Origin of the sequence: Streptosporangium sp. NPDC006013 (assembly GCF_040614275.1) — a bacterium.
Lineage (GTDB): Bacteria > Actinomycetota > Actinomycetes > Streptosporangiales > Streptosporangiaceae > Streptosporangium.
On the sequence record NZ_JBEXUE010000429.1, the window covers coordinates 1 to 8,497 of the forward strand.

Here is an 8,497-nt window from a genome sequence, read left to right on the forward strand (position 1 = left end):
GGGGGCGGGGGCCGGGCCCGGGCCGGGCGGGCCGGGCCCCGGGCCCCGCCTCAGTGGAGCCGTTCGAAGAGCGTCAGCCACCTGTCGGGGTGGACGAACGCCACGGCAGAGCCGGATCGACAGGCTCAGTCATGTCGCAAAACCTAATGAGAACACCATTTTGCGAAGTTCGTGACGTGTCCCACACCGCAGGTTCACCCGGTCGAACCGTGCCCTGACTTCTTCGCTCTGCTGGTGATCGGTGACAAGAGTCCAGTGTGGCTGCCCTGTTGCTTCTGTGGGCGGTGTGTAGCGGCGCGTGGTGCGAGCGTCACGACAGAAGAGTTCGGCGAGCTGGGTGGCGCTCCCTTACGCCTGTACAAGCTCCTGACCGATGCCTGGTCCCGCCGCCGCGTTACCCGACCGATACGCTGACGTTCCAACCTGGAACCCTTCGGCAAAGTTGTTCTGATACATGGACCGTTACGAGGGGTTCCATGAGTTCGTACGCGCTCGTCAGCAATCGCTGATGCGGACGGCGTACCTGCTTACCGGGAACGCCCATCTCGCCGAGGATCTGCTGCAGACGGTCCTTATCCGTGTCGCCACGCACTGGGCCAAGCTCGCCGATGGCGGTAACCCCGAGGCGTACGCCCGCAAAGCCCTGGTGAACCAGACCATCTCGTGGCGCCGGCGCAAGCAGGTCGAGCTGCCCGGAGCCGAACTGCCCGAGCGGGCCGAGTCCGGGCAGTTGCATGACGAGGCGACCGTGCGCCGCATCGCCCTGCACCACGCGCTGGCCCGGCTCACGCCGAAGCAGCGGGCCGTGATTGTGCTGCGCTTCTACGAGGATCGCACCGAGCACGAGACCGCGCAGCTCATGGGCGTCTCAATCGGCACCGTCAAGAGCCAGACCAACTACGCGCTGTCGAAACTGCGCGCGCTCGCCCCTCAGGAGGTGTATCGATGAAAACGCTGCGTGAGGATCTGCGGACGCTGGCCGAGCAGGCGCCCACCGTCGATCTGGCGGCTCGGGCGGTTCAGGGCGCCCGCAGAAGGCGAGTGAACCGCCTGGTCGTGGCCACGGCCGCCGTGCTGTGCGTGATCTCCGGTGGCGGCGTCGCGCTGCTCCAGCAGGTACCCCCCGCACCCCAAGTCCTGCTCACGCCTCCGGAGACCACAGTGCTCCCACTGCCGGGGAAGGGAATTGGACCGGCCGAGCAGGCGTACCGGCCCAGGTGCCGAAGCAACGGCGGGCCGTGCGCCGAGGGCGCCTGGCGGATCGTGACGCGTGAAGGCGACACCTACGAGCTGGCCGAGGCGGCGACGGGGCCGCTGGCAGTCACGGCGGACGGCCGCAGGATCGCGTACTACAGCTCGAAGCAGCGCGGGATCGTGGTACGCGACCTGGCGAGCGGCAGGATGTGGAAGGCACCGCTGAAACAGCCCGAGGAGGACTTCGCGGTCGAGTACACGCTGCGGCTGTCGCCCAGTGGGCTACGGTTCGTCGTGTCGGGGTGGGGCGGGCGTCGAGAGCCGAACAAGCTGGTGGACGTGGAGCGCAAGACCGTGACCACCCTCGCCCGGGGGTGGTGGCCGGTGAGCGTGTCGGACGGGTCCGGACCCGTCGTGCTGGCCAAGCCGCATGACATGACCAGCCGGGTGTGGGTGCTCGGCCACGACCCGATCACCATCCAGGACTTCACGTACTACTACAGCGCCCTCGCACCCGACGGGCGGACGCTCGTCCGGCTGGGGCAGACCGTCGATCGGAATCGAAAGCCGATGGTGCGGCAGGACGGCTCGATCGTCATCTTCGACGCGATTCGTGGCGGCAGGGAGACCCGTATTCCGATATCCGGCCTTCCGGAAGGGCTCGCTCCTTCATGGCTCGGGAACTGGCTGAACGACACGGAACTGACCGTGCTCGCCGTACCTCAGGAGCCGAACGGGCCGACGTCGGTGGTGTACGCGGTGGACGTGCGGACGGGCGAGAGCAGGGAGCTGTTCGCGCTGCGTGACGATGGCCCGTTCGTGGTGCCGGGACTCATCCGCTGACCGCAGCCGTATCCGCGCATCACCAGGTGTAGGGCGAGGCCGGCCGCAACGGGCGGCCTCGCCGCCAGGACGCCCAAGCCACCCACCGCCGTGCCGAACAGCGCGTCACCCAGCTGCGGACGGCACTGCACGGGAAGAACAGTGGCCTGCGCGCCGAGGGGGGGCGCCCGCCACCGGTACCGTCGGTGAGGATCGATATCTGCGGCCGGAGCCAGAGGTCGCGGGTCATGGCCGCGCGCCGGGCCCGAACCCCGTCCAACGCAGGTCAGGCGGGAGGTGACCCATGTCGTTGTACAACAGCACTGTCGGCGCTACACCGTCGCGATACTCGATCGCCGTCAGCGCCGTGTTTCCGCAGTTCAGCCCCAGCCACCGCGCCGGTGGCGCGTCGAGGGCGTGCCGCACCAGCCAGGCCACCGGATAGGCGTGGGTGACCAGGACCTCGTGGGTCTCGGTTTCGGCGGGGCGCGCGAACCTGTCGATCAGTGCATCCGCGAGGCCTGCGCCCGCGGCGGCTTCCGCGGCGTCGTACCCGTCGAAGAACCCCGCCCACGCGGGGGGCATCTCGTCCGGCACGTGCGGCACGTGGTCAATCAGCTCGGCCGCTTCCCGCACGGCAACGCCCGGCAGGTGCTCACCTACGATCCGGGCGGAGCGCACTGCCCGGGGAAGGGGCGAATGCCACACGGCATCGACCGGCAGGCCGGCCAGGCGCTCCCCGACCAGTTCCGACTGCCGCTGCCCGACATCGGTCAACTCACCGAACGGGTCCGCCGCGCCGTGCCGCATCACGTACAGGTGCCGAGTCGCCATTGTCAGATCCCGGGCCTCAGATCCGTACCGCATGGCAAGAGCCGGCGCTCGTCCCCGCCACCCGGCGCGGGCCTGCTCGGAAAGTTCGAGCACACCGCACCCCAAGTCAGCCGAACCATCACTGCCCCTTCCCTGGACAACCCAAGTTAGGATACTCACAAAATCCAAATGGTCACAACATTCGAAGTAGCGCCAGGGTGTCGCCCGCGATCCGCCGCGTCCACATCGACTCCTGGCACGGTGGCTCCGTTCTGGAGATCGGCGGCCGTGAGAGGGCCATAAGATTTGCGATCATGAAGATGCGGATCGATCTGGTGGCGATCGTCGTGGAGGACTACGACCGGGCCATCGAGTTCTTCGTCAACGCCCTGGGCTTCGAGCTGGTCGAGGACTCGCCGTCGTTGACCAACGACGGCCGCCCGAAGCGGTGGGTCGTGGTCCGGCCGCCGGGTGGTGAGACCGGCATCCTGCTCGCCCGCGCGGACGGCGAGCGCCAGGCCGCCGCCGTCGGGGAGCAGTTCGCCGGGCGGGTGGGGTTCTTCCTGCGGGTGGACGACTTCGACGCCGCCCACGCGCGGATGACGGCGGCCGGCGTCGAGTTCGTGACCGTACCGCGCACCGAGCCCTACGGGCGGATCGCCGTCTTCCTGGACATCGCCGGCAACCGATGGGACCTGCTCGGCCCGGCCTGAACGCGGGCACCGGCCGTCACTCGGCGAAAGAAGATCCCGGTAGAGGGACTGCCCGCGAACATCTGGTAGTAAAGGTGCAAGTGGTCGTTTAGCGTGATGCAATGATCTGCTGACACGATCGGGGCCGCTTTGAAGGAGGCTCCCCCGTGCGTCGTTCCATCCCCCTGGCTCTCGTTGTCGCGATCTTCGCACTGTCGGGGACGATCGTCTCCCCCGCCCAGGCCGCGGCCGGGCCGTGCAAGCCCGGCCAGGGCGCCAACCTGCGTGGCAAGGACTTCACCAGGGGCGCCCGGCTCCCCGCCGACCTGCGCTGCGCCGACCTGACCGGGGCCAAGCTGAACAACGTGGAGCTCATCCAGAAGGACCTCACCGGAGCGATCCTGCGCGGCGCCTCGCTCAGGCAGGCCAACCTCACCCAGGCCACGCTGAAGTACGCCGACCTGCGGGGCGCCAACCTCACCGAGGCCGACCTGGGCCAGATGCACGCCGACTACGCCGACCTGCGCAAGGCGATCCTGGTCGACGCCGAGGCCGGACAGGCGGAGTTCCCGCACGCGAACCTGACCGGGGCGAAGCTGACCAGGGCCGAGCTGACCCAGGTCAACTTCACCAGCGCCAAGCTGATCGACGCCGACCTCGACGAGAGCACCCCCGGCCAGCTCAAGGCCCGCAAGGCCGACTTCACCAGGGCCAAGCTCCGTGAGGCCAAGCTGAGCCAGTCGAACCTGCGCAACGCGACGTTCAAGTACGCCGACGTGAGCGAGGCCGAGTTCACCCAGGCCGAGCTCAAGGGCGCCGACTTCACCGGCGCGCTGGTCCAGGGGGCGTCCTTCATCCAGGCCGACGACGTCGACCTCACCGGCGCCAAAGGCACCCCCACGGGCCTGACCATCCTGCTGCCGACCTCGCTGCCCACCTTCCAGACCGAGGACGCGGAGAAGGCGGACACCCCGCAGGCGGAACCCGCGCGAAGCGCCGGTCCGTCCGTGGGGCTCGTCATGGTCGTGCTCAGCGCGGTGGGCCTGGCACTGACCGTGGTGGCCTGGGGCGTCAGCGCCCAGCAACGGACCCGGCGCGCCGCGCGGTTCGCCGTGGTGCGGCGCGGCGCCGAGGACGACATCACCCGGCTGGGCGAGGAGATCGACCAGCTCGACTACGAGTTCCAGATCAGCGGGCGTGGCGGCATGACCGCCGACCACGACTGGCGGCACGCCCTCGACGCCTACGAGGCCGCCAAGCAGGCCCTGTCGATCGCCCGCCGCGAGGAGGAACTGCACTTCGTGGCCCGCGCCGTCCAGGACGGCAGAGCGGCCCTGAACCGCCTCCGCTCCCGCGTCCGCTGACGCCGTCCGGCAGGACGGCGACAGCCGGGAGCGTGCGGGTTCGGGCAGCAGATCATCGCCTGGTGCGCGTGGCGGTCACCTCGCAGGTGGTCGCGCCCCTCATCGCCTCCGAAGGGCCGGTGCTGGGTTCTTGATCTGGGATGTCACTGAAGCGGCCAGAATGGCAGGGAGGCGCGGGGTCACTCCCGGCGAACGCGGCTTCGAGGCAGAACGCGGCTTCGGGGCGATTCGCAGCAAGAGGAAAACCTGTTGATATCTCTCCCGTCCTCCGCTTCACTCGCATCGTCGCGACGAGTTTTCGAAAGGGGGGATTTTGATGCCTGCGGGCACCGAAGCCGCCGTCGCACGCCCACGACATGGCGTGACGAAGGCACCGGTGACCTGTGCCCATCATCATCCCTGAGGAAGTCTCCTTGTCCCGCAACCCATCCCGCGACCGCGCTCGCATCCGTTCCTTCCGCTGCGTCCACTGCGGCCTCGACGTCCCCGCCGACGCACCGGGCACGGCGCACCGCAACCACTGCCCGACCTGCCTGTGGAGCAGGCACCTGGACAACACTCCAGGCGACAGGGCGGCGGACTGCGGATCGTCGATGGCCCCGATAGCCGTCCACGTCCGCCACCACGGCGAGTGGGCCCTCGTCCACCACTGCACGGGCTGCGGAACACTCGACACCAACCGCATCGCGGGTGACGACAACCCGCTCGCCCTCATGCGGATCGCGGTGGCGCCCCTGGCCCGGCCGCCGTTCCCGCTCGACTGGTTCGCCCGGCTCTGAACTCAGCCGGCGCGGCATCGCGGCCGGGAACGTGCCGGTGGAGCGACATCGCCGCGATGCCGAACCGGTCGCGCACGGCCGGCACGCGGGGCCTCTCCCCCTCGTCCGCGAGGTGAGGCCACCTTCCCCCTCCGCCTCGAACGAGGGGGGCCGGGGGCGTTGGGAAACGCGGCCGGAACCGAGCACCGGCTCGGGAGTCGCTACATGGACGACGCCCGGCGGTCACCCCTGTGCTGAGCGGGCGCCTCGGCCGGTGAGGTCAGGGCCTCCTCCTGGCCGAAGGTGATCACCATGTACCTGCCGTTGGCGTAGCTGACCACAGGCCGCCCGAGCGTCTCGCCCACCCGGCGGGCGACCGCCTGGAACAGCTCCACCATCTCCGGCGTGTCGGCGCTCACCCTGAACCGTCCGTTGGCGACGAGTTGCTGGGCGACGAGGGAGGCGAAGTTCGCCTCGCTCCGGGCCCTCTCCTCCGCGCTGAGCGGGGTGCGCGGAGGCGCGGGCGACGTGCCGAGAGGGTGGGTCATCGCTGATCTCCTCGTGATCGCAGGTTTCCCAGCATGCCATCCGCGCCTCCCACGTGAGAATCGCCGACCATGACACGGCCCATGATCCCGGCAAGGGGTTCCGGTCACGGCACGAGAGCGGGGGTACCCGTACGCCGTCCCGCCCGTGACGGCCGGCTCCGAGGACGGGGAAGGCCAGATGAGCCGGGTGGCGGCCGGTCAGATGCCGCTGGGGGTCATGGGCTGCATGAGGCGGCGGGCGGCCTCGGTGACGGAGCCGGACAGGGAGGGGTAGACCGCGAAGGTGTGGGCGACCTGGTCGACGGTCAGGCGCTGCTGCACGGCCACCGAGACCGCCAGGATCAGCTCCGAGGCGCGGGGGGCGACCACCACGCCGCCGAGGACGATGCCGGTGTGCGGGCGGCAGAACAGCTTCACGAAGCCGTCGTTGAAACCCTGCATCTTGGCGCGGGCGTTGGTGGCCAGCGGCAGCTTGACGATGTTGGCCTCGATCTCGCCGGCCTCGATCGCCCGCTCGGCGACGCCCACCGCGGCGATCTCGGGGTCGGTGAAGATGGCGGAGGCCACGGTGGCCAGGCGGAGCGGCTGCACGGCCTCGCCGAGGGCGTGCCAGACGGCGATCCGGCCCTGCATGGCGGCGACCGAGGCGAGCATCAGGACCCCGGTGCAGTCTCCGGCCGCGTAGACACCGGGGGCGGAGGTGCGGGAGACCTTGTCGACCTGGATGAAACCGCCCCGGTCGAGGGTCACCCCGGCCTCCTCAAGACCGATCCCGGCGGTGTTGGGGACCATGCCGACGGTCATGAGGCAGTGGCTGCCCTCGGCGGTCCTGCCGTCCTCCAGCGTGACGACCACGCCGTCCGCGGTGCGCTTGACGGACTCCGCGCGGGAGCGGCCCATGACGTTCATGCCGCGGCGGCGGTAGACCTCTTCGAGGACCTCGGCGGCGTCGGCGTCCTCGTTGGGCATCATCCGGTCGCGGGAGGAGACGAGCGTGACCTCCGAGCCCAGCGAGCGGTAGGCGCCCGCGAACTCGGCGCCGGTGACGCCGGAGCCGACCACGATGAGGTGCTCGGGCAGCTCCTCCAGGTCGTACAGCTGCCGCCAGGTGAGGATGCGCTCGCCGTCGGGCTCGGCGCCGGTCAGGATGCGCGGGGTGGCGCCGGTCGCCACGATGACGACGTCGGCGCGGATCGTCCGGTCTCCGGCCCTGACCACCTGCGGGTCGACCAGCCGTCCCGGCGCCTTGATCACCTCGACACCCTCGGCGGCCAGTCGCGCGGCGATGTCGGCGGACTGCGCCTTGGCGAGCTCCTTGACGCGCCTGTTGACCAGCGGCATGTCGGCGATGACGCCGCCGACGTCGCCGTCGGGGCCGCCGGTGAAGTGCACGCCGAGCATGCTGGCGTCGAGAAGCGCCTGCTTGCGTACGGAGGTGGCGATCAGCGTCTTGGAGGGCACGCAGTCGGTGAGCACGCAGGCTCCGCCGGGGCCGTCCTGTTCGACGACGGTGACCTGGGCCCCTAACTGGGCGGCGACCAGCGCGGCCTCGTATCCACCAGGTCCGCCACCAATGATCACTATCCTCGTCACGTACCCCATTCTCCCGCATGGCGCGACCGGCCATCGCTCGGCATCCCTCTCAAAGCACGAAAGTCCCCCAAAACCGTCGTAATTCCACGAGACATCGGCGTGGCTTCGAGGCTGGGTGAGCGTCTCGCGGATCTTCGATTAGTGTTGGCCAACGTGCCTGTCTACGCCGCCTACGGCAGCAACATGGACCCGAAGCAGATGGCCCAGCGGGCCCCGCACTCCCCGATCAGGGGGACGGGCTGGCTCCAGGGCTGGCGTCTGACCTTCGGCGGGAACGATCTCGGCTGGGAGGGCGCCCTCGCCTCCATCGTCGAGGACGCCGCAGAGCAGGTCTTCGTGGTCCTCTATGACGTGCCCGAGTGGGACGAGAGCTCCCTCGACCAGTGGGAGGGCGCGGCGCGCGGCCTCTATCACAAGGTCAAACTCCGGGTGCAGACCATGGAGGGCGAGGTCGTGGCCTGGTTCTATGTGCTCGACGGCTACGAGGGCGGGCTGCCCTCGGCCCGCTACCTCGGCATCCTGGCCGAGGCGGCCGAGCTCGCCGGCGCCCCCGACGACTACGTCAAGGAGATGCGCGGCCGCCCCTGCACCTCCCTGGGGGGCTAGGCCCTGTCCTGCGGATCTTGCCGTGGCGAGCACCTTTCCGAAGAACCGCACGGACCTGGCGGTGCTGCGCGTCGTCGTCCGTAACGGTTTCAGCAACGACCTGGCCG

The 8,497-nt window shown here is 69.7% G+C and carries 9 protein-coding genes; 6 read left to right on the forward strand and 3 right to left on the reverse strand.

Features of this window, described 5'->3' with window-relative positions; genetic code table 11:
* Positions 1-454: 454 nt before the first annotated feature.
* Both ABZ260_RS40230 and ABZ260_RS40235 read left to right on the forward strand, forming a co-directional pair.
* The gene (locus tag ABZ260_RS40230) at positions 455-949 is read left to right on the forward strand and encodes a SigE family RNA polymerase sigma factor (RefSeq protein WP_355628125.1); all 495 of its coding nucleotides are present in this window, start codon (positions 455-457) and stop codon (positions 947-949) included.
* Positions 946-2,037: a hypothetical protein gene (locus ABZ260_RS40235; RefSeq protein ID WP_355628128.1), complete on the forward strand. Its 1,092-nt coding sequence runs from the start codon at positions 946-948 to the stop codon at positions 2,035-2,037. Before ABZ260_RS40230 ends, ABZ260_RS40235 begins: the two co-directional genes overlap by 4 nt.
* 225 nt (positions 2,038-2,262) lie before the next feature.
* Here ABZ260_RS40235 and ABZ260_RS40240 read toward each other — a convergent pair whose 3' ends face one another.
* Positions 2,263-2,850, reverse strand: coding sequence for a histidine phosphatase family protein (locus ABZ260_RS40240; RefSeq protein WP_355628131.1), 588 nt, complete (start codon positions 2,848-2,850; stop codon positions 2,263-2,265).
* Between the two features lie 293 nt (positions 2,851-3,143).
* On the opposite strand from ABZ260_RS40240, the gene ABZ260_RS40245 reads away from it, so the two are divergent.
* From ABZ260_RS40245 to ABZ260_RS40255, 3 genes are all read left to right on the forward strand, one after another.
* On the forward strand, positions 3,144-3,542 hold the full coding sequence (locus tag ABZ260_RS40245) for a VOC family protein (RefSeq protein ID WP_355628134.1): 399 nt from the start codon (positions 3,144-3,146) through the stop codon (positions 3,540-3,542).
* A gap of 146 nt (positions 3,543-3,688) precedes the next feature.
* On the forward strand, positions 3,689-4,885 hold the full coding sequence (locus ABZ260_RS40250; RefSeq protein ID WP_355628136.1) for a pentapeptide repeat-containing protein: 1,197 nt from the start codon (positions 3,689-3,691) through the stop codon (positions 4,883-4,885).
* 413 nt (positions 4,886-5,298) lie between these two features.
* Positions 5,299-5,664 carry an RNHCP domain-containing protein gene (locus ABZ260_RS40255; protein WP_350911705.1) on the forward strand — a complete coding sequence of 122 codons (366 nt, stop codon included), beginning with the start codon at positions 5,299-5,301 and terminating at the stop codon, positions 5,662-5,664.
* A gap of 200 nt (positions 5,665-5,864) precedes the next feature.
* Here the strand turns inward: ABZ260_RS40255 and ABZ260_RS40260 are convergent, their stop codons facing one another.
* Both ABZ260_RS40260 and ABZ260_RS40265 read right to left on the reverse strand, forming a co-directional pair.
* Positions 5,865-6,191 carry a hypothetical protein gene (locus tag ABZ260_RS40260; RefSeq protein ID WP_355628140.1) on the reverse strand — a complete coding sequence of 109 codons (327 nt, stop codon included), beginning with the start codon at positions 6,189-6,191 and terminating at the stop codon, positions 5,865-5,867.
* Positions 6,192-6,389: 198 nt separating this feature from the next.
* On the reverse strand, positions 6,390-7,784 hold the full coding sequence (locus ABZ260_RS40265; protein WP_355555466.1) for an NAD(P)H-quinone dehydrogenase: 1,395 nt from the start codon (positions 7,782-7,784) through the stop codon (positions 6,390-6,392).
* A 153-nt stretch (positions 7,785-7,937) separates the two neighbouring features.
* Here ABZ260_RS40265 and ABZ260_RS40270 point away from each other — a divergent pair, with 153 nt between their 5' ends.
* On the forward strand, positions 7,938-8,390 hold the full coding sequence (locus ABZ260_RS40270) for a gamma-glutamylcyclotransferase family protein (protein ID WP_355628142.1): 453 nt from the start codon (positions 7,938-7,940) through the stop codon (positions 8,388-8,390).
* The last annotated feature ends 107 nt before the right edge of the window (positions 8,391-8,497 follow it).